At 64.6% G+C, this 19,408-nt stretch carries 16 protein-coding genes, 1 tRNA gene and 1 pseudogene; 6 read left to right on the top strand and 12 right to left on the bottom strand.

Annotated elements, in window-relative coordinates; translation table 11 throughout:
* Positions 1-13: 13 nt before the first annotated feature.
* Entirely contained in the window at positions 14-553 is a 540-nt protein-coding gene (gene moaB, locus KSS93_RS11800) for a molybdenum cofactor biosynthesis protein B (RefSeq protein WP_217888409.1), read from the bottom strand.
* Positions 554-730: 177 nt separating this feature from the next.
* On the opposite strand from moaB, the gene KSS93_RS11795 reads away from it, so the two are divergent.
* Both KSS93_RS11795 and KSS93_RS11790 read left to right on the top strand, forming a co-directional pair.
* Entirely contained in the window at positions 731-952 is a 222-nt protein-coding gene (locus KSS93_RS11795; RefSeq protein ID WP_217843545.1) for a YgdI/YgdR family lipoprotein, read from the top strand.
* Positions 953-1,034: 82 nt separating this feature from the next.
* A tRNA-Pro gene (locus KSS93_RS11790) sits at positions 1,035-1,111 on the top strand.
* A 52-nt stretch (positions 1,112-1,163) separates the two neighbouring features.
* Here the strand turns inward: KSS93_RS11790 and KSS93_RS11785 are convergent.
* The 4 genes and pseudogenes from KSS93_RS11785 to KSS93_RS11770 all read right to left on the bottom strand — a co-directional run bounded on the left by KSS93_RS11785 (position 1,164) and on the right by KSS93_RS11770 (position 7,438).
* Positions 1,164-2,744: a malate:quinone oxidoreductase gene (locus tag KSS93_RS11785; protein WP_217888408.1), complete on the bottom strand. Its 1,581-nt coding sequence runs from the start codon at positions 2,742-2,744 to the stop codon at positions 1,164-1,166.
* A gap of 1,074 nt (positions 2,745-3,818) precedes the next feature.
* A complete protein-coding gene (locus KSS93_RS26920; RefSeq protein ID WP_369992142.1) occupies positions 3,819-4,523 on the bottom strand; it encodes a methyl-accepting chemotaxis protein in 705 nt (234 codons plus the stop codon).
* A gap of 228 nt (positions 4,524-4,751) precedes the next feature.
* Positions 4,752-4,862 (bottom strand): annotated as a pseudogene (locus KSS93_RS26915) (hypothetical protein); the annotation flags it as partial.
* Between the two features lie 812 nt (positions 4,863-5,674).
* The gene (locus tag KSS93_RS11770) at positions 5,675-7,438 is read right to left on the bottom strand and encodes an ABC transporter transmembrane domain-containing protein (RefSeq protein ID WP_217888406.1); all 1,764 of its coding nucleotides are present in this window, start codon (positions 7,436-7,438) and stop codon (positions 5,675-5,677) included.
* A 255-nt stretch (positions 7,439-7,693) separates the two neighbouring features.
* Between KSS93_RS11770 and KSS93_RS11765 the strand changes: the two genes are divergently transcribed.
* Complete coding sequence (locus KSS93_RS11765) at positions 7,694-7,861, top strand: PA1571 family protein (protein WP_217888405.1); 168 nt, start codon at positions 7,694-7,696, stop codon at positions 7,859-7,861.
* A gap of 206 nt (positions 7,862-8,067) precedes the next feature.
* On the opposite strand, the gene pdxB is transcribed toward KSS93_RS11765, so the two are convergent.
* The 3 genes from pdxB to rlmM form a co-directional block, all read right to left on the bottom strand.
* Entirely contained in the window at positions 8,068-9,210 is a 1,143-nt protein-coding gene (gene pdxB, locus KSS93_RS11760) for a 4-phosphoerythronate dehydrogenase PdxB (RefSeq protein ID WP_217888404.1), read from the bottom strand.
* Between the two features lie 47 nt (positions 9,211-9,257).
* On the bottom strand, positions 9,258-9,500 hold the full coding sequence (tusA, locus tag KSS93_RS11755; protein ID WP_217842539.1) for a sulfurtransferase TusA: 243 nt from the start codon (positions 9,498-9,500) through the stop codon (positions 9,258-9,260).
* A gap of 106 nt (positions 9,501-9,606) precedes the next feature.
* Complete coding sequence (gene rlmM, locus KSS93_RS11750; protein WP_217888403.1) at positions 9,607-10,671, bottom strand: 23S rRNA (cytidine(2498)-2'-O)-methyltransferase RlmM; 1,065 nt, start codon at positions 10,669-10,671, stop codon at positions 9,607-9,609.
* A 217-nt stretch (positions 10,672-10,888) separates the two neighbouring features.
* On the opposite strand from rlmM, the gene acnA reads away from it, so the two are divergent.
* The 3 genes from acnA (at position 10,889) to KSS93_RS11735 (ending at position 16,265) form a co-directional block, all read left to right on the top strand.
* Entirely contained in the window at positions 10,889-13,630 is a 2,742-nt protein-coding gene (gene acnA / locus KSS93_RS11745) for an aconitate hydratase AcnA (protein ID WP_217888402.1), read from the top strand.
* Between the two features lie 94 nt (positions 13,631-13,724).
* Positions 13,725-14,501 carry a CPBP family intramembrane glutamic endopeptidase gene (locus KSS93_RS11740; protein ID WP_217888401.1) on the top strand — a complete coding sequence of 259 codons (777 nt, stop codon included), beginning with the start codon at positions 13,725-13,727 and terminating at the stop codon, positions 14,499-14,501.
* 198 nt (positions 14,502-14,699) lie between these two features.
* Entirely contained in the window at positions 14,700-16,265 is a 1,566-nt protein-coding gene (locus tag KSS93_RS11735) for a methyl-accepting chemotaxis protein (RefSeq protein ID WP_217888400.1), read from the top strand.
* Positions 16,266-16,340: 75 nt separating this feature from the next.
* On the opposite strand, the gene KSS93_RS11730 is transcribed toward KSS93_RS11735, so the two are convergent.
* From KSS93_RS11730 to KSS93_RS11715, 4 genes are all read right to left on the bottom strand, one after another.
* Positions 16,341-17,225, bottom strand: coding sequence for a pseudouridine synthase (locus tag KSS93_RS11730; RefSeq protein WP_217888399.1), 885 nt, complete (start codon positions 17,223-17,225; stop codon positions 16,341-16,343).
* 49 nt (positions 17,226-17,274) lie between these two features.
* The gene (locus KSS93_RS11725; RefSeq protein ID WP_217842533.1) at positions 17,275-17,583 is read right to left on the bottom strand and encodes a transcriptional regulator; all 309 of its coding nucleotides are present in this window, start codon (positions 17,581-17,583) and stop codon (positions 17,275-17,277) included.
* Positions 17,584-17,650: 67 nt separating this feature from the next.
* Positions 17,651-17,887, bottom strand: coding sequence for a glutaredoxin family protein (locus KSS93_RS11720; RefSeq protein WP_217888398.1), 237 nt, complete (start codon positions 17,885-17,887; stop codon positions 17,651-17,653).
* Positions 17,888-17,960: 73 nt separating this feature from the next.
* Positions 17,961-19,169, bottom strand: coding sequence for an ammonium transporter (locus KSS93_RS11715; RefSeq protein WP_217888397.1), 1,209 nt, complete (start codon positions 19,167-19,169; stop codon positions 17,961-17,963).
* Positions 19,170-19,408 lie beyond the last annotated feature (239 nt).

Genomic DNA, 19,408 nt, shown 5'->3' with positions numbered 1-19,408 from the left:
GGCCGGCGCGGCCTCAGCCACGGCTTTCACAGGCCGCTGCCTGCTTCAGGTGCGGGACGAAATTGCACGGGCGGTGGCGGTTGTCCAACTGCTCGGCGAGGATGCCGTCCCAGCCGGTACGAACCGCGTTGGTCGAGCCCGGCAGGCAGCACACCAGGGTGCCGTTGGCCAGCCCGGCCAGGGCGCGGGACTGCACGGTGGAGGTGCCGATATCGGCCACCGAGATCTGCCGGAACAGCTCGCCAAAACCGTCGACCTGCTTGTCCAGCAGGCAGCCCACGGCTTCGGGGGTGCTGTCGCGGCCGGTGAAACCGGTGCCGCCGGTGACCAGCACCACTTGCACCTGCTCGTCGGCGATCCAGGTGGCCACTTGGGCGCGGATCTTGTATAGGTCGTCCTTGAGCAGCACCCGGGCAGCAAGCTGGTGGCCGGCCGCAGTCAAGCGGTCGACGAACAGCTGGCCAGAGGTGTCGGTGTCGAAGGTGCGGGTGTCGCTGACCGTGAGCACGGCGATGTTCAGCGCCACGAAGGGGGTATCTGCCTTGGCTTTCATGGGGTCCGTCGCAGGGAGTGTGTTATGGCGGCTGTTATATCACAGGCCACCTGCCGCAGCCCGGGCGTTGTTCCTGGTCAATGACGCGGCGAGGTCGCTATGCTGCACTGTGCAAGGAACTTGCGTGGACGCCCCGCGTCTGAATGTCATCCAGCCCCCTCGAATCGGAGAATCATGATGATCCCACGGACCCTTCCAGCCTTCCTGCTTGCCCTGGGCCTCGGCGCCCTCGCCGGCTGTGCCTCGCCTGCCGTCATCACCCTGAACGACGGCCGCGAGATCCAGGCAGTCGATACACCGTCCTATGACGAAGACTCTGGCTTCTACGAATTCGAACAGCTCGATGGCAAGCGCACGCGTATCAACAAGGACCAGATCCGCACTGTCAAAGAGCTCTGATCCAGCCCCCTCATTTTGGCGCAACTCCTTTTTGCAACAAGGGGTTGCGTTGAAAAATACCATGCAGTAGCATTTCGGCCATCGGAGTGTAGCGCAGCCAGGTAGCGCGTCTCGTTCGGGACGAGAAGGCCGCAGGTTCGAATCCTGTCTCTCCGACCAAATTACTGAAAAGCCCGCCTTGCGCGGGCTTTTTTGTGCCTGCCGCAAAGTCTTATTGCAGGCTCACAGCCGCTTCCGGCAACACCGGCACATACAGCAACTGCAACCGCGCACTGCTCCACTCGCGGGTCTTGTTGGCCAAGGCCAGGTCGTCGTTCAGCTTCTGCCCGTAGGTGGGCACGATCTGCTTGAGCTTGGCCTGCCATTCAGGGGTCTTGATACGGTCCTTGAAGGTCTTCTCCAGCACCGTCAGCATGATTGGCGCTGCGGTCGAAGCACCGGGCGAGGCGCCCAGCAACGCGGCGATGCTGCCGTCCTGGGCGGCCACCACTTCGGTGCCGAACTGCAGGATGCCGCCGTGTTCTGCGTCCTTCTTGATCACCTGCACGCGCTGGCCGGCCTGCAGCAGTTGCCAGTCTTCGTTCTTCGCATTGGGGAAGTACTCGCGCAATGCCGCCATGCGGTCGTCGAAGCTGAGCATCAGCTGGCCCATCAGGTAGGTGCTGAGGTCGAGGTTGTCGATGCCGGCATGCAGCATCGGGCTCAGGTTGTGGCGGGTCAGCGAGGCGAACATGTCCAGCAGCGAACCGTGCTTGAGGTACCTGGTGGAGAAGGTCGCGAACGGGCCGAACAGCAGCACCTGCTTGCCGTCGATCATGCGGGTGTCGAGGTGCGGCACCGACATCGGCGGTGCGCCGACCGAGGCTTTGCCGTACAGCTTGGCCTTGTGCCGGGCAACGGTATCGGCGTTGTCGGTCATCAGGAACTGGCCGCCCACCGGGAAGCCGGCATAGCCGTCGGCTTCGGGGATGGCCGACTTTTGCAGCAGCTTCAACGCGCCACCTCCGGCGCCGATGAACACGAACTTGGCCTTGACCTGGCTTTGCTGGCCACTGGCAAGGTCGGCCACCACCACGTTCCAGCTGCCATCGTCGTTACGCACGATGTCGCGCACTTCGTGGCCCAGGTGCAGTTTGACGTTGGGGTTGCGGGTCATCGAGGCGAACAGCTGGCGGGTGATCTCGCCGAAGTTCACGTCGGTACCGATGGCCATGCGAGTGGCGGCCACGCGCTGGTCGGGGTCACGCCCTTCCATCACCAGCGGCACCCACTTGCGGATCTGGTCGTGGTCTTCGGAGATTTCCATGCCGCGGAACAGCGGGCTGTGCTGCAGGGCGGCAACACGCTTGTGCAGGAACGCGATGTTCTCTTCACCCCAGACGAAGCTCATGTGCGGCACGTTGTTGATGAACGAGCGCGGGTTGCTCAGCACGCCCTGCTCGACCTGGTAGGCCCAGAACTGCTTGGACACCTCGAACTGTTCGTTGACGTTGACCGCCTTGCTGATGTCGATGCTGCCGTCCTTGCCTTCGCTGGTGTAGTTCAGCTCGCAGAACGCGGAATGGCCGGTGCCGGCGTTGTTCCAGGCGTTGGAGCTTTCCTCGGCGACCTGGTCCATGCGCTCGTAGATATCCATCTTCCAGCCGGGCTCAAGCTCGGTGAGGTAGGTGCCCAGGCTGGCACTCATGATGCCGCCGCCGATCAGCAGCACGTCGACGGTTTTCTGGGGTTCTTCGGGTTTGGAGCAACCGATGACGCTCAGGCAGAGGAGCGTCAGCAGGATTTTCTTCATTGGAGCTTTCCGGTTGTTGGTGTTATCGCGCGCTGCGATAGCGAAGAGCGTGCCAACCGGGTTGGGGGCCTTGGTTTACGGGATGGGGTGATGGGGGGTATGGCGACAAACCGCCACAGGGGTGGGGATGGGGTTGAGGGGGGTGGCGGGATTCCCCCGCTTGGGTTCCGGTTCCGGGTTCGGTTCCGGGTTCATGGTGATTGCTTTAGGAGATGTATGCGCATTCATTAACGATGAGCGCTTTTCGGCACCTTTCCGCCCTTACGGCGGGTAACTTTTTGAAGGATCAAAAAGTCACCAAAAAATCCCTGCTCCCATCATCCGGCCCCCTACGCTGCGCTTCGGGGGTTCCCTCGCTCCGGGCTTGCTCCGGAGGTACGCGCCGACGGGCCGTCCCTGGCCCGATCGGCGCTCGACCGGCATCCATGCCGGTCGCCCTCCTACGCAATCCCTACGCTCGGCCTCCTGAAGTCGCGATTTGTGTTGTCTGAACTACCGCGCGCTTAGAAGCAAGATCAACAACCAGATCAAGAGCCAGATCAAGAGCCAGATCAAGAGCAGAGATATTGGTTTAGTTATTATTGATTTGTTATTTGTTCGGGCGCTATCGCCGGCAAGCCGGCGATTGCAATCCTGAGTTCCCACAAATGCAACTAGCGGTTAGCTGCGCCAGTGCAGGCGCCGCCCCTAACTTCGCGACTTCAGGAGGCCGAACGCAGGGATTGCGTAGGGGGGCGACCGGCATGGATGCCGGTCGAGCGCCGATCGGGCCAGGGACGGCCCGTCGGCGCGTACCCCCGGAGCAAGCCCGGAGTGAGGGAACCCCGGAGCGAAGCGCAGGGGCCGTATGAATGGAGCGTGGATTTTTTGGTGACTTTTGATTGGCCGGCATTCCGGACTTCAAAAAGTTACCCGCCGTAAGGGCGGAAAGGTGAATAAGCGTCACTACAAATAATGAATGCGCATACCTCTTTCAAAACCAACCAACCAACCAACCAACCAACCAACCAACCAACCAACTAACCAACTAACCAACTAACCAACTAACCAACTAATCAACTAACCAACAGACAGTCAAGCACTCAACCGAGCAGTCACTTCCCCCAATTGCCCCGACAACCCATGCAACCGCTGCCCCGCCTGCTCGGTATGCTGCACCGCCTGCTGGTTAGCCGTGGCAATCCGGGTAATCTCGATCAGGTTCCGCGAAATATCCTCAGCCACACTGGTCTGCTCTTCCGCCGCCGTGGCAATCTGCCGGTTCATGTCGCGAATCGCCTCCACAGCAGTGGTGATGCGCTGCAGCATCTGCCCCGCCTGCTGCACCTGCTCGGCCCCCTCCTCGCTGCGCTGCTGGCCACTCTCGATGGCCTTGACCGCCTCCACTGCCCCCGACTGCACCGCCTCGATAATCTGGTGAATCTCGGCAATCGACGCCGCCGTGCGCTGGGCCAGGCTACGCACCTCGTCAGCCACCACGGCAAAACCACGCCCGGCCTCGCCGGCCCGGGCCGCCTCGATGGCCGCGTTCAGCGCCAGCAGGTTGGTTTGCTCGGCAATGCCGCGGATCACCTCCAGCACCTTGCCGATCCGCGTGCTGTCGCTCTCCAGGTGACGAATCACCGCTGCAGTGCCGGCAATTTCGCGGTTGACCACACCAATGATGTCGATGGTCTGCTGCATCACCTGCTCGCCGGCCTGGGCACTGTGGTCGGCGTCATCCGCCGCCCGCGCAGCCTCGGCAGCATGGCGTGCGACCTCTTGCGCGGTGGCCGACATCTGGTGCATGGCCGTGGCCACCTGGTCGGTACGCTGGAACTGGTCGTGGGTGCCATTGGCCATGTCGCCGGCGATGCTGCGCAGCTGGCCGCTGGCGTTTTCCAGCTCCTCGGCATTGCCCTTGAGCCGGCCGACGGTGTCAGCCAAAAAGTCGCGCAAGGTGTTGGCGGCCAACGCCAGGCGCCCCAGTTCGTCCTCGCGGCGGCTGTCGACACGCGCAGCGAAGCGCCCCTGGCTGAGCTGGGCCACGTACTCGATCAACTGGCGAATCGGCTCCACCAGGCTGCGGTTCACCAACCACAGGCTGAACACCCCCACCAGCAGTGCGGACCCCAGCATCACCAGCACACCCAGCCACACCGTGCGCTCGGCGTTGGCGCTGATGTCTGCGGCGCGGCCACGGGCATCGGCGCGCAACTGCTCTACCAGCGCGCTCATCTGCTCGCTGGCGGCGCGGTCCACGCCCTTGACTGCGGCATCACCCGCCACCGGGTCGCCGCCTGCGGCAACGAAGGCCTGGCGCCCACGCTCGTAGGCCAAACCCAGTTGCCGGTGGCTGTCGCGCAGTTGCTCCAGCGGCGCCTTCATCGCCGGGCTGCTGTTGTCGGCCAACTGCCCAAGCAACTGCTGCACCTGCTGCTCGCGGGCCTGGAACTGCTGCCAGTACTTGTCCAGCTCGGCCGGCTGGCGGCCGCGCAGCAATACGTTTTTCCATTCCTGCACCTGGATCTTGAACTGCAGGTTGGCCTCGTCGATCAACTGCGAGGCGCGCAGCGGCCCATCCACCAGCTCGGCGTAGCCTCGCACGCTGGAAGACAAAAACTGAAAGCACACCAGAGCGATCAGCAACATCGCCGCCAGGCTGCCGCCCAGCAGGGTGAGAATTTGTACGCGAAGGGATTTACGCAACATCGCAGGTCTCGGAACAAGGAATTAACGGAACGACGCGCCAAGGCAGCGCCGACTAAGACATCCTTGTCCTCGTTCGCAGGCCAAAAAAAAGCTGCCATCGTTCGAAGGCAGCCAGGTCGAGCACATACGCAACAGCTGAGGCAGATACTCTCAGGCAATTGCTACAGAATTGTTACGGGCTGAAGGCAATCTGCCCCTGCCGACGGCGCCGTAGCTGCCGCCCCCAGGGGTGAATCCATTCAGGCGATATCGCTGTTGAACTGCAACGCCGCCAGCCGCGCGTACAGCGGGCTTTCTTCAATCAGCTGACGGTGCGTACCCACCGCCACCAACCGCCCCTGGTCGATCACCGCGATGCGGTCGGCGTGCTGCACCGTGGCCAGGCGGTGGGCGATCACCAGGGTGGTACGCCCGGCCATCAGTTGCGGCAGCGCTTGTTGAATCAGGTGCTCGCTTTGCGCATCCAGCGCACTGGTGGCCTCGTCCAGCAGCAAGATCGGCGCATCCACCAGCAGTGCCCGGGCAATCGCCAGGCGCTGGCGCTGGCCACCGGACAGCCCTGCCCCACCCTCGCCCAGCGGCGTCTGGTAACCCTGGGGCAACTGCGCAATGAACTCATGGGCATGTGCGCTGCGCGCGGCGGACTCGACCTCGGCAAGGCTCGCCTCGGGGCGGCCGTAGCGGATATTGGCCTCGACCGTGCCGCGAAACAACGCCGGCTGCTGGGCCACCAGGGCGAACTGGGCACGCAGCACCGCCGGCGCCAGCTCGCTGATTACCTGGCCATCGAGCAGGATGCTGCCCGACTGCGGGTCGTAAAAGCGCAGCAGCAGGTCGAACAGGGTCGACTTGCCGGCACCTGAGGGGCCCACCAGAGCCACCGTCTGGCCAGGCTGTACCAGCAGGCTCAAGCCATCGATGGCCGCCACCCCAGGCCGCGACGGGTAGGCAAAGCGCACATCGCGCAGCTCGATCTGGCCACGGGCACGGGCCATGGCCGAAGGTGTGGCCGGCGCCAGGATATCGCTCTGCGCTGCCAGCAATTCGGCGATGCGTTCGGCGGCGCCTGCGGCGCGTTGCAGCTCACCGATCACCTCGCTGAGGGTGCCGAAGGCACTGCCGACGATCAGGCTGTAGAACACGAATGCCGCAAGCTCGCCGCCGGAAATCCGCCCGGCGATCACATCCGTGCCACCCACCCAGAGCATCACCGCCACCGCCCCCAGTACCAGCACGATCACCAGGGTGATCAGCCAGGCGCGCTGGGTGATGCGCCGCCGCGCCACCGCGAACGCGGCCTCCACGGTATCGGCGAACAACAGGCGATCGCGCGCTTCGTGGTTGTAGGCCTGCACGGTTTTGATCTGGCCCAGGGTCTCGGCCACGTAGCTGCCCACATCGGCTACCCGGTCCTGGCTTTGCCGCGACAGGCTGCGCGCGCGCCGGCCAAACAGCAGGATCGGCGCCAGCACCAGCGGCAGGGCCAGCACCACGATGGCGGTCAGCTTGGGGTTGGTGACGAACAGCAGGACTACCCCGCCGACGACCATCAGCGCGTTGCGCAGGAACATCGACAACGACGATCCGATCACCGACTGCAGCAGCGTGGTGTCGGCGGTCAGCCGCGACTGGATCTCCGAGCTGCGGTTATCCTCGAAAAAACCCGGGTGCAGGCCCAGCAGATGGTCGAATACCGCGCGGCGTATGTCAGCCACGCAACGCTCGCCGATCCACGACACCAGGTAAAAGCGCGCGAAGGTGCCTACCGCCAACGCCAGCACCAGCAACATGAACAGGCCAATGGTCTGGTTGAGCTGGTGCGCCGAGCCGGTCATGAAGCCCTGGTCGACCAGCAGGCGGATGCCCTGGCCCATGGACAGCGTAATGGCGGCGGTCACCACCAGCGCCAGCAAGGCCAAAAGGGCCTGGCGACGATACGGGCGTATGAACTGCCAACTCAGGCGCAGGGCGCGGCGTTGGCGGGGGGAAACCGGGTCGGGCATGGCGGCGGCATCTGGCGGGGAGAGTGCCAAGCCTACCACTGGTCGCCCCTGGCGGAACCTGCGCCCGGCAGCGGACGTCGCATCAAAGGACTGCCGCGCCAGCACTGGCACCTATGCTCATTCGTTCTAATGGGCCGCTGGAGCTTTGCCGCGCTTTCTGGTGGACTGTATCGGCCACGGCCCGCCAGGGAGCTGTCACAGGCCAGTCATGGCGCCGCAGTACCCTTGAGCTTGAACCTGATGAGGAGACAGGACATGAGCTTGCAACACAGCAACGACACCACCACCAAGCACCCGCAACCCCAAGTGTGCGGTTCGATCATCGACGCCCAGGGGCGCGAAGTGCCGATCACCGAGCAGATGATCCAGAAAGCCTGCAAAGAGCTCGAAGCGAGCCGGGTGAAAAAAGTCCAGAAGGGCTGACCACAGAATGCCTTGCGACCCGGCGCTTGCGCCGGGTTTTTATTTGCCTGGGTTTTGTGGGCATCGGGCTAACCCTGTAGCCGGCTTGCCGGCGATGAGGCCCTATGCCCCGGCGCAAAAGTGGCCGGCTGGCTCGATTGCAGGCCTGGCACTATCGCCGGCAAGCCGGCTGCTACAGGTACAGCACAGGCCTGACGGCTGCGTGCTCAGGCCAGTACCGCCCCCAGGGCACTCACCACCTGCGCCAGCTGCGGCGCATCACCACGCAGGCGCACGGCAAGCCCTTCGATTTCCCGGCGTACCGGGTAATGCTTGCGCAACTGGTCGAACGCCACACGTTGCTCGGCCGGGTCATCGCTCAAGCTGCGGCGAAAATCCGCATCGTCACGGCGCGGGTCGTACACCGCCCGGCACAGGGTGGCCAGCGCCCAGGCCGGGTCGGCCTCGGCGTGCAGTTCGATCTGCGCCAGCGCCGGGGGCGGCAGCAGGTCAGCCAGCTGCACGGTGGCCGGCCGGCCCAGCACCCGGCACAGCGCCTGGTAGATCTGCGCGGTACCGCGCTGCTTGCCATCCAGGCTGTAGCCGGCGATATGCGGGGTGGCCAGGGTGCACAGGTCAGCCAGGTGCAGGTCCACCTGCGGCTCGCCCTCCCACACATCCAGCACCGCGTGCACATCTTCACGGGCCAGCAGCAGCGCACGCAGGGCGGCGTTGTCCACCACCGGGCCACGGCTGGCGTTGACCAGCCAGGCCCCACGGCGCAGGCGCGCCAGGCGCTGCGCATCGAGCAGATGCCAGGTGGGGTGCTCGCCACCGCGCTGCAGCGGGGTGTGCAGGCTGATCACGTCGCATTGCTCAAGCAGTGTGTCGAGGCTGACAAAGTCGCCGCCTTCGGCCACCTGGCGTACCGGGTCGCACACCAGCACTTTCCAGCCCAGACCGTGCAGCACCCGCACCAGGCGCCCACCCACCTCGCCGGCACCGACCACGCCGTACACCTTGCGGCTCAGGTCGGCGCCCTCAAGTTCTGCCAGGGTCAGCAGGCTGCCCAGTACGTAGTCGACCACGCCACGGGCATTGCAGCCGGGAGCGCTGCTCCACTGGATGCGCGCCTGGGCAAAGTAGTCGAGGTCGAGGTGGTCGGTGCCGATGGTGCAGGTGCCGACAAAACGCACCCGGCTGCCTTGCAGCAGCTGCCGGTCCACGCGGGTCACCGAACGCACCAGCAGCACGTCGGCGTCCTTCACGCAGGCGGCGTCGATGGCCCGGCCGGGGTAGCGGCGCACTTCGCCGAACCCGGCGAAGAAGGCATCGAGCAGCGGGATATTCTCGTCGGCAACTATCAGCATGGCGCTCTCCTGTCTGGGGAGCGCAGTGTAGCGCGATCGCTGGCGGCTCAGTCGGCCTTCTTGCGGATCCAGTACAGGTAGGTGCCGGCCTCTTCCTGCTGGCCGAGCAGCTCGTGGCCAAGGAAGATGCAGAACTTGGGGATGTCGCGGCGGGTCGAGGGGTCGGTGGCGATCACCTTGAGTACGCCACCTGCGCTCAGCTCGCGCACGTGCTTGTGCAGCATCATCACCGGCTCCGGGCAGTTCAGGCCGGTAGCGTCGAGAATCGCGTCATGGGTGAAGTCGGTCATGGGGGCTCCGCTGGGTTCGGGGTTCATTGTGGGGGCGGTCGGGGGGCGCCCAGGGGCTGCTGTGCAGCCCAATCGCCGGCGAGCCGGCTTCTACAGGCGATCCGCCTCAGCGCGGTTTCAAGTCAAGCCGGCGCAGGTGGCAGGTCACTTCCTCGCGGTCGTGATACAGCTGCTTGCAGGCAATAGACACCTTCACCTTGCGCGCCTTGAAGCCTTCTTCCATGCGCTCGAGCAGCTTGCGCACCTCGGCGTGGCGCTGCTTCATCGGCAGCTTGAGGTTGACCACCGCCTCGCGGCACAGCCCCTCACCCAGCCAGGTGTCGATCAGCGATGCAGTGCGCGCGGGCTTTTCGACGATGTCGCAGACCATCCAGTCCACGGTCTGTTTGGGCTTCCAGGTGAACCCGTCGGCCATCAGGTGGGTGACCAGGCCGGTGTCCATCAGGCTCTCGGCCATCGGGCCGTTGTCGATGGCGGTGACCAGCATGCCGCGCTTGACCAGTTGGTAGGTCCAGCCGCCGGGGGAGGCACCCAGATCGACCCCGGTCATGTCATCGTTCAGCCGCTGCTCCCACTGCTCGCGCGGGATGAACTGGTGCCAGGCTTCTTCCAGCTTGAGCGTGGAACGGCTGGGCGCCTCGCGGGGGAATTTCAGGCGCGGGATACCCATCGGCCACAGCGCCGAATTGTCGGCCTCGGCAATACCGACGAACACCCGGCGGCCACTGATGAAGCTCAGCAGCAGGCGCGGGCGGCGGGCGTCATCTACCAGCCGTCCGGCCTTTTCCAGTGCCTTGCGCAGCGGCACTTCGAACTTGCGGCAAAAGGTCGACAGCTCCTTGCCTTCGTTGCTGTCGAGCACCTCCAGCCACAGACTGCCAAACACCGGCAGCTCGGCCAGGTGTTCCAGCAGCACGCTGATGCGGTCGGTTTCCGGCAGTTCTACATAAGTGCCACGCGCCCACTGGCGCGGGAAGATCAGCTGAGCGAAACGCCGCTCATGCATCAGCCGTTCGGCGCCGTCAGGCTCGCTGCAGACGAATTCGGCGCAGGCACTCTGCGGCTTGCCCTTGGCATACCCGGGCACCCCCAGAATGGCTGCATGTTCGCTGATTTCGGCGCAGACCTCGCCCTCGAAGCCGGGCCGGCAATGCATGAACAGGGTATTCATTTTTTACTCCACATCACTGGCGCAGGCGGCGCCAGGGCGGCGAATGATAAAGGAAGATCGGAACCTGCGACACGCCCCACCGGTCCAGAAAAGGGTCAGGCCCGGTAAACGGGGCTAACCTGACCGTTCAAACAGGTCCGTGCCGTGCGGGCCGATTCGAAGCGGTGGTACCGGCCAACCAGTAATCCCGGGGCCACCGGAGCACAAGGAGTTGTTCATGCCCTCGCTCGATAGCCTGAAAACCCTCAAGACCCTCCAGGTGGCAGGCCACACCTACCACTACTTCAGCCTCACCGAGGCGGCCGGCAAGCTGGGCGACCTGCAGCGCCTGCCCATGTCGCTGAAAGTGCTGCTGGAAAACCTGCTGCGCTGTGAAGATGGCAAAACCGTCAGCGGCGACGATCTGCGCGCCCTGGCCGCCTGGCTGGGCGAGCGGCGCTCGGACCGCGAGATCCAGTACCGCCCGGCGCGGGTGCTGATGCAGGACTTCACCGGCGTGCCGGCGGTGGTCGACCTGGCCGCCATGCGCGCGGCCATGCAAAAGGCCGGCGGCGACCCGCAGCGGATCAACCCGCTGTCGCCGGTAGACCTGGTGATCGACCACTCGGTGATGGTCGACCGCTACGGCACCGCTCAGGCGTTCGGCCAGAACGTCGACATCGAGATGCAACGCAACGGCGAGCGCTACGCCTTCCTGCGCTGGGGCCAGAGCGCGTTCGACAACTTCCGCGTGGTACCGCCAGGCACCGGCATCTGCCACCAGGTCAACCTCGAATACCTCGGCCGCACGGTATGGACCCGCGAAGAAGATGGCCGCACCTACGCCTTCCCCGACACCCTGGTGGGCACCGACTCGCACACCACCATGATCAATGGCCTGGGCGTGCTCGGCTGGGGCGTGGGCGGCATCGAGGCCGAGGCGGCCATGCTCGGCCAGCCGGTGTCGATGCTGATCCCCGAGGTGATCGGCTTCAAGCTCACCGGCAAGCTGCGCGAAGGCATCACCGCCACCGACCTGGTGCTGACGGTGACGCAGATGCTGCGCAAGAAGGGCGTGGTGGGCAAGTTCGTAGAGTTCTACGGCGATGGCCTGGCCGACTTGCCGCTGGCCGACCGCGCCACCATCGCCAACATGGCCCCGGAATACGGCGCCACCTGCGGCTTCTTCCCGGTGGACGCAGTGACCCTCGACTACCTGCGCCTGTCTGGCCGGCCCGATGAGACCGTGCAACTGGTCGAGGCCTATTGCAAGGAGCAGGGGCTGTGGCGCCTGCCCGGCCAGGAGCCGCTGTTCAGCGACAGCCTGGCACTGGACATGGCCGAGGTCGAGGCCAGCCTGGCCGGGCCCAAGCGGCCCCAGGACCGGGTCGCCCTGGGCCAGGTCAGCCAGGCCTTCGACCACTTCATCGAACTGCAACCCAAACCCCTGGCCAAGGAAGTCGGCCGCCTGGAAAGCGAAGGCGGCGGCGGCGTGGCGGTGGGCAATGCCGACCAGGCCGGCGAGATCGACTACAGCCACGAGGGCCAGAGCCACACCCTGCGTGACGGCGCGGTGGTGATCGCCGCCATCACCTCATGCACCAACACCTCCAACCCCAGCGTGATGATGGCGGCCGGGCTGGTGGCGAAAAAGGCCGTGGAAAAGGGCCTGCAGCGCAAACCCTGGGTCAAGACCTCGCTGGCCCCCGGCTCGAAGGTGGTCACCGAATACTTCCAGGCAGCGGGCCTGACGCCCTACCTCGACCAGCTCGGCTTCGACCTGGTGGGCTACGGCTGCACCACCTGCATCGGTAACTCCGGCCCCCTGGACGAAGCCATTGAAAAAGCCATCGCCAATGCCGACCTGACCGTCGCCTCGGTACTGTCGGGCAACCGCAATTTCGAGGGCCGGGTGCACCCGCTGGTGAAGACCAACTGGCTAGCCTCGCCGCCGCTGGTGGTAGCCTATGCCCTGGCCGGGACCGTGCGCACGAACCTTGCAACCGATGCGTTGGGCACCGGCAAGGACGGCCAACCTGTGTACCTGCGGGATATCTGGCCCAGCCAGCAGGAAATCGCCGAAGCCGTGGCCAAGGTCGACACCGGCATGTTCCACAAGGAATACGCCGAGGTGTTCGCAGGCGACGCCCAATGGCAGGCCATCGAAGTACCGCAGGCTGCTACCTACGTGTGGCAGGACGACTCCACCTACATCCAGCACCCACCGTTCTTCGACGACATCGCCGGCCCCCTGCCACACATTCAAGATATCCAGGGGGCGCAGGTTCTCGCGCTGCTGGGCGACTCGGTGACCACCGACCACATCTCCCCCGCCGGCAACATCAAGGCCGACAGCCCGGCCGGGCGCTACCTGCGTGCAAAGGGCGTAGAGCCACGCGACTTCAATTCCTACGGCTCGCGGCGCGGCAACCACGAAGTGATGATGCGCGGGACTTTTGCCAACATCCGCATCCGCAACGAAATGCTCGGCGGCGAAGAAGGCGGCAATACCCTGCACATCCCCAGCGGCGAGAAGCTGTCGATCTATGACGCGGCCATGCGCTACCAGCAGGCAGGCACGCCGCTGGTGGTGATCGCCGGCCAGGAATACGGCACCGGGTCCAGCCGCGACTGGGCCGCCAAGGGCACCAACCTGCTGGGCGTGAAGGCGGTGCTGGCCGAGAGCTTCGAGCGCATCCACCGCTCCAACCTGGTAGGCATGGGCGTGCTGCCGCTGCAGTTCAAGGCCGGTGACGACCGCAAGCGCCTTGGCCTGACCGGCAAGGAGCGCATTGACGTGCTGGGGCTGTCCGCCGGGCAAATCCGCCCGGGCATGAGCCTGACCCTGGGCATCACCCGCGAAGATGGCAGCCGGCAACAGGTCGAAGTGCTGTGCCGCATCGATACCCTCAACGAGGTGGAGTACTTCAAGTCGGGGGGAATCTTGCACTATGTACTTCGGCAACTGATCGCCGCCTAATACGCCTCCTGCGGTTCGCATGGCGGACCTTCCGGGTTGCCTGGGCGATGTCGAGCACCATCGCATCGCCCTGGCCCCAGCAAAAGGAGCCGTCATGCCCGTGCCATACTGGATAGCCCTATTTCTGTTTACCCTCGGCTACGCCCTGGCACTCAAACACGGTGAGATCGGCCTGGGCGCCCTGCCCGTGCTGCTTGCGCTCGGCGGTTCTGCAATGCTGGCCCGACGCGCCGTGCTGTGGCAAAAGGCGCTGGGTCACAGCCTGTTCCTGGTAGTCGCCCTGGGCCTGGCCCTGCACTGGCTGCCCGGCTTCCATAGCGGCAAGGTCATCGACAATGTGGTGCTCAGCCGCGGTGCGACGCCGTATTCCATGAGCCTGAACCTGGACAAGCCGCTGATCGGCCTGTGGATTCTGCTGGCCTGCCCCTGGCTGATCGTGCTGCGCCCGCGTGGCATGTTGCTGAGCCTTGCCGTGCTGCGCCCCATCACGCTGATCGCCTGCCTGGGCAGCGCCTGGATACTCGGGCTGGTGGCCTGGGCACCGAACTGGCCGGACGTGGCGTGGATGTGGCTGGCAAACAACCTGCTGCTGGTCAGCCTGACCGAAGAGTTGCTGTTTCGCGGCTACATCCAGGGCGGGCTGGAACGTCTGTTCAAGCATGAAGGCCTGGCGCTGGGTGTCGCGTCCGTGCTGTTTGGCCTGGCACACCTGCACCTCGGCTGGCAGTGGTTCTACCTGGCGACCCTGGCAGGGTTGGGCTACGGCCTGGCCTACCGCCATGGCGGGCTGCTGGTGGCGGTGTGGTGCCACGTGTTCGTCAACCTGGTGCATTTCACCTTGTTCACCTACCCGATGCTGGCCCCGGCCTGAACAATCGGTCATCATCGGACCTGTCACGATTCATAACAAAATTTGCAATATTTGCAGCAACTTGCAGCAAACGGTGGCATTCATCTAGCGCAGGCAGGATGATGGCACTTTGCTTCAGGTCAATGCCGGTCAAATATTCATTCAACAAAACCAGAGGCTTGCCGATACCCGTGGAAAGCCTTGCGGATTGAACAGCCAATGCGTAACAACCAGCCGATTACCCAGAGAGAACGGACTTTCCCTGCCCAGCAGCGGTTGATCTCCACCACCAACGCCAAAGGCGTGATCACTTACTGCAACGATGCCTTCATCGAGATCAGCGGGTTCTCCCGCGAGGAACTCACGGGCGCTGCGCACAACCTGGTACGCCACCCCGACGTGCCGCCTGCGGTGTTCGCCCACATGTGGCAGACCCTCAAGCAGGGCCTGCCGTGGATGGGCATCGTCAAGAACCGCTGCAAGTCGGGCGACCATTACTGGGTGAACGCCTACGTCACCCCGGTGTTCGACAACAACCAGGTGGTCGGCTACGAGTCGGTGCGGGTCAAACCCACCGCCGAACAGATCCGGCGTGCCGAAGGCCTGTACCAGCGCATCAACCAGGGCAAGCCTGCGGTACCGCGCCGCGACAAGTGGCTGCCAGTACTGCAGGACTGGCTGCCGTTCATTCTCATCAGCCAGATCGGTTTCCTGATCGGTAACTGGCTCGGTCACTCCTGGGGCTTCGCCCTGGCCGCCGGCCTGTCGGTGCCGCTGGGCCTGCTTGGCCTGGGCTGGCAGCAACGCGGCCTCAAGCGCTTGCTACGCCTGGCCGAACAAACCACCTCCGACCCGCTGATCGCGCAGATGTACACTGACAGCCGCGGAGTGCAGGCACGCCTGGAAATGGCCATGCTCAGCCAGGACGCGCGCATGAAGACCTGCCTGACCCGCCTGCAGGACAGCGCCGAGCAGCTCAGCGACCAGGCCCGCCAGTCCGACACCCTCGCCCACCAGAGCTCCTCGGGCCTGGAGCGCCAGCGCGTGGAAACCGAGCAAGTAGCTGCCGCCGTCAACCAGATGGCCGCCACCACGCAAGAAGTGGCCAACCATGTGCAGCGCACCGCCGACGCTACCCAGGAAGCCAACCGCCTGACCAGTCAGGGCCGCAACATCGCCGGCGAAACCCGCGATGCCATCGAGCGCCTGTCGGCGGCGGTGGGTGAAACCGGCCTGACCGTCACCCAGCTGGCCAAGGACAGCGACGAGATTGGCGGCGTGGTCGACGTGATCAAGGGCATTGCCGACCAGACCAACCTGCTGGCGCTCAATGCCGCCATCGAAGCGGCCCGTGCCGGTGAGATGGGCCGCGGCTTTGCAGTGGTGGCCGACGAGGTACGCCAGTTGGCCCAGCGCACCGCCGAGTCCACCGGGCAAATCCACAACCTGATCGCCAAGCTGCAGCAAACCGCCAACAACGCGGTGCAAACCATGGAAACCGGCCACCGCCAGGCCCAGGAAGGCGTGGAGCGGGTCATGGAGGCCGACCAGGCCCTGGTGGGTATCAGCGAGGCGGTGGCCAACATCACCGACATGGCCACCCAGATTGCCGCCGCCACCGAAGAGCAGACTGCCGTGGCCGAGGAAATCAGCCGCAACATCGCCACCATCGCCGACCTGGCCGACCAGACTGCAGGCCAGGCCCAGCGCTCGGCGCTGCTCAGTGAAGAGCTGACCAGCACTGCTGGCACACAGTACTCGCTGGTGGAGCGTTTCAACCGCTGATAAGCCATCGCCAGCAAGCCGGCTCCTACAACATGTAGGAGCCGGCTTGCTGGCGATCAGGCCGCTACAGGTTGACTACCACTGCAGCGTCAACCGACTCTCGAAATACCGTTCCTGCCCCGTCAGCGGGTCGTCGAAGCGCAGGCTCTGCGCCAGCAGCTTCAATGGCCGCGCATAGTCGTCCTGCTCATCCACAAGCTCGGGATAAAACGGGTCGTTGCAGATCCCGGCCCCCAACGCTGCCATGTGCACCCGCAACTGGTGCGTCTTGCCGGTCACCGGCGACAAGCCGTAGCGCCACAGGCCACCGTTTTTCTCCAGCACGCAGGCATGGGTTTCGCTGTTGTCGACGCCCGCTACCTCATGCATGCGGAAAAACGGCTCGCCATGCACCAGGCGGCTGCGGTGCACCAACGGGAAGGCATGTTGGGGCATAGCTGCGGCGATGGCCTGGTAGTGCTTGTCGATGCGTCGCTCGGGAAACAGCCGCTGGTAGGCGCCGCGGGTTGCGGGGTTGGCCGAGAACAGCACCAGCCCGGCAGTGTGCCGGTCGATGCGATGCAGTGGCACCAGGTGCGGGTTGTCCAGGCGGCGGATCAGGCGGCGCAGCAAGGTGTGCTCGACGTACTCGCCAGTCGGTGTCACCGGCAGAAAATGCGGCTTGTCGGCCACCACCAGGTGCTCGTCCATGTGCAGGATGGTTTCTTGCACCGGGATCGGCTTTTCGTTGGGCACTTCGCGAAAATAGTGCAAGCGCATGCCTGGGCGGTAAGCCAGATCAGCGGCTACTGCCTGCCCTTGGGCATCGAGCACCCGGCCCCGGGCAAAACGGTCGAGCCACACCTCACGGCCAATGGCCTTGAAGTGGTCGCACAGGCAATCGAGCACCGTGCGCCACTGCCCAGGCGGCAGGCATACGGTACTGGCTTGCTGGCGGGCGGGGTCGAAGGGTGTGGTCATCATCAGGCTCGGCGGGGGTGGCCGGGCATTATCCCCTGTCTGGCGCGGCTCAACCAGCCTCGCCGGCCGGCTCGCAACGCGCCTTGAGCCAGCGCAGCACCTGCACCGCATCCCAGCGGGCGGGGTCGAACAGGGCGTAGCTCAGGCCCTGGTAGCCGACCACATCCAGCGGGCGATGAAAGCCGGCACGCTGGAACAGCGCCTCGATCTCGGCGAAGCAGGTATTGAAATGCACTTTGCCAAAGGGCGTTTGCTCGTCGGTGACGATGCCGTCGAGGCGCAGTTCCAGCACGGCGTCGCACACACGCTCCGGGGCCATGTGGTTGATGCTGTACTTGAGTTGCTCGACATTGAGCATGGCTTCACCTCGATACTGTATTTATATACAGCATACGGAGCCAGCCCTGTCTGCGTCAATGCGCGGCTCAACCGAGAAAGGCTACCACCTGCTCGGCATCGAACGGCCAATGCAGCTCGGCGCCGCTGTCGCAGCGGCGCAGTACCGGGATGATCAGGCCGTAGCGCTCGAACAACGCTTGGTCTTCGGCTATGTCGACCAGCTCGACCAACAGACCATGGTCGACCAACGGCATGAGCACGGCTTCAGCCACTTCGCACAGATGGCACCCGAGGGTACCGAACAACTGGCATTCAGGGAGCATGGGCAAACCCGAAATTGCATGATGAAAGATGCTTATTCTAGGTCTGCCCCGCCCATCGTGCATCTGCTCTGGGTCAATCCTGGCTGGTGGCGCCGATACGGTGCAGCGACAGGTCGGCGCCCTGGAACTCCTGCTCGTGGCTCAGGCGCAGGCCGTGTACCGCACGGATCAGGCCATACACGGCAAAGCCGCCAGCCAGCGCCACAAGCACACCCGCCAGGCTACCCAGCACTTGGCTGGCCAGGCTGACGCCACCCAGGCCGCCCAACGCTGCCTGGCCGAACACGCCGCAGGCGATGCCGCCCCAGACCCCGCACAGGCCATGCAACGGCCATACGCCGAGCACATCGTCGATCTTCCAGCGGTTCTGCGCCGCAGTGAAGCACCAGACGAACAACCCGCCGGCCACCAACCCGGTGACCAGCGCCCCGATCGGGTGCATCAGGTCGGACCCGGCGCAGATCGCCACCAGCCCGGCCAGCGGGCCGTTGTGCAAGAAGCCCGGGTCGTTGCGCCCGGCCCACAGCGCCGACAAGGTGCCCCCCACCATGGCCATCAGCGAATTGATCGCCACCAGCCCGCTGACGCCCTGCAGCGTTTGCGCGCTCATCACGTTGAAGCCGAACCAGCCGATGATCAGGATCCACGACCCCAGGGCCAGGAACGGGATGCTCGATGGCGCAAAGGCTACCAGCCGGCCCTCGCGATAGCGCCCGCGCCGGGCGCCCAGCAGCAGCACCGCCGCCAGTGCCAGCCAGCCGCCCATGGCATGCACCACCACGGAGCCTGCAAAGTCATGGAACGGCGCACCGAAGCGTGCCTGCAACCATGCCTGCACACCGAAGTTGCCGTTCCACACCAGGCCCTCGAAGAACGGGTAGATGAACGCCACGATCAACGCCGTAGCGCACAACTGCGGGGCAAACCGTGCGCGCTCGGCGATGCCGCCGGAGATGATCGCCGGAATGGCCGCCGCGAAGGTCAGCAGAAAGAAGCATTTCACCAGCGCATAGCCGTGGTCGGTGGCAAGTTCGGCGGCAGGCTGGAAAAAGCTCACTCCGTAGGCGATCCAGTAGCCGATGAAGAAGTACACCAGCGCCGAGATGGCGAAATCGCTGAGAATTTTCGACAGGGCATTGACCTGGTTCTTGTGGCGCACGGTGCCGACTTCCAGGAACGCGAAGCCGGCGTGCATGGCCAGCACCAGGATGGCCCCCATGAGGATGAACAGAGTATTGGAGCCGTGGACCAGGGAGTCCATCGCGCTGTGCATGTTTTCCATGAAGTGGCAGACCTGCAAAAAGGCACCATGACAGTTCAAGTACCGGCATCCATGCACCGAATCGGTGCCAGGCCCATGCCCCGTTTAGGTGAGCGGGTCGGCGCCTGCGTGGTTTTTTCTTGGGTTTGTCGTGGATTGGGTTAAGGTTTATCGGTATTTGCCCGGGCCACGCACGTTTTCGGCGCGCCCTCGGGTGCTACGCCTCAAGGCGTAGCAAAGGCTGTACCAGCACATCGTGC

The organism is Pseudomonas xanthosomatis (assembly GCF_019139835.1).
In the GTDB taxonomy this organism is placed as follows: domain Bacteria; phylum Pseudomonadota; class Gammaproteobacteria; order Pseudomonadales; family Pseudomonadaceae; genus Aquipseudomonas; species Aquipseudomonas fakonensis.
This window is presented reverse-complemented; position numbering and strand designations above follow the sequence as displayed.

Coding starts and splice junctions, on each gene's coding strand:
- moaB (WP_217888409.1), bottom strand. CDS start 553: ATGAAAGCCAAGGCAGATACCCCCTTCGTGGCGCTGAACATCGCCGTG.
- KSS93_RS11795 (WP_217843545.1), top strand. CDS start 731: ATGATCCCACGGACCCTTCCAGCCTTCCTGCTTGCCCTGGGCCTCGGC.
- KSS93_RS11785 (WP_217888408.1), bottom strand. CDS start 2,744: ATGAAGAAAATCCTGCTGACGCTCCTCTGCCTGAGCGTCATCGGTTGC.
- KSS93_RS26920 (WP_369992142.1), bottom strand. CDS start 4,523: ATGTCGGCCACCGCGCAAGAGGTCGCACGCCATGCTGCCGAGGCTGCG.
- KSS93_RS11770 (WP_217888406.1), bottom strand. CDS start 7,438: ATGCCCGACCCGGTTTCCCCCCGCCAACGCCGCGCCCTGCGCCTGAGT.
- KSS93_RS11765 (WP_217888405.1), top strand. CDS start 7,694: ATGAGCTTGCAACACAGCAACGACACCACCACCAAGCACCCGCAACCC.
- pdxB (WP_217888404.1), bottom strand. CDS start 9,210: ATGCTGATAGTTGCCGACGAGAATATCCCGCTGCTCGATGCCTTCTTC.
- tusA (WP_217842539.1), bottom strand. CDS start 9,500: ATGACCGACTTCACCCATGACGCGATTCTCGACGCTACCGGCCTGAAC.
- rlmM (WP_217888403.1), bottom strand. CDS start 10,671: ATGAATACCCTGTTCATGCATTGCCGGCCCGGCTTCGAGGGCGAGGTC.
- acnA (WP_217888402.1), top strand. CDS start 10,889: ATGCCCTCGCTCGATAGCCTGAAAACCCTCAAGACCCTCCAGGTGGCA.
- KSS93_RS11740 (WP_217888401.1), top strand. CDS start 13,725: ATGCCCGTGCCATACTGGATAGCCCTATTTCTGTTTACCCTCGGCTAC.
- KSS93_RS11735 (WP_217888400.1), top strand. CDS start 14,700: ATGCGTAACAACCAGCCGATTACCCAGAGAGAACGGACTTTCCCTGCC.
- KSS93_RS11730 (WP_217888399.1), bottom strand. CDS start 17,225: ATGACCACACCCTTCGACCCCGCCCGCCAGCAAGCCAGTACCGTATGC.
- KSS93_RS11725 (WP_217842533.1), bottom strand. CDS start 17,583: ATGCTCAATGTCGAGCAACTCAAGTACAGCATCAACCACATGGCCCCG.
- KSS93_RS11720 (WP_217888398.1), bottom strand. CDS start 17,887: ATGCTCCCTGAATGCCAGTTGTTCGGTACCCTCGGGTGCCATCTGTGC.
- KSS93_RS11715 (WP_217888397.1), bottom strand. CDS start 19,169: ATGGAAAACATGCACAGCGCGATGGACTCCCTGGTCCACGGCTCCAAT.